This window comes from Pseudomonas sp. UMAB-40, assembly GCF_900095275.1.
Lineage (GTDB): Bacteria > Pseudomonadota > Gammaproteobacteria > Pseudomonadales > Pseudomonadaceae > Aquipseudomonas > Aquipseudomonas mandelii_B.
Genome location: NZ_LT607643.1, coordinates 1 through 260, shown reverse-complemented (window position 1 = coordinate 260; position 260 = coordinate 1). Strand labels below are relative to the sequence as shown.

Annotated in this window: 1 protein-coding gene; it reads right to left on the bottom strand. The window is 62.3% G+C overall.

The window, feature by feature from the left end; translation table 11 throughout:
• Window positions 1-260 (bottom strand): contractile injection system protein, VgrG/Pvc8 family (locus K0F88_RS32140; protein WP_257605430.1); only part of this gene is annotated, 260 nt, incomplete at both ends.

The window sequence follows — 260 nt, the reverse complement described above, 5'->3', positions numbered from 1 at the left end:
TAGTCGTAGTCTTCGAGGTCGGGCAGGGCGTCGCCACGGTTTTCGCTTTCCAGCGTCAGGCGCGGTTTTTCGAAATCGTAGTCGCGGCGGGTGGTGCGGCTGGTGCGGGTTTCCAGGCGCAGGTCGAAGCGCTTGATTACCGGGTTGTTGGCGACCATGCCGGAGTCTTGCTGGTAGGCCACGGGTGCGAGTTTCGGGAACACCGTCTGGTCATCGCCGAACACCAGTTTGTGGGCCGTGGCGCTGTGCTGGAAGTGGTA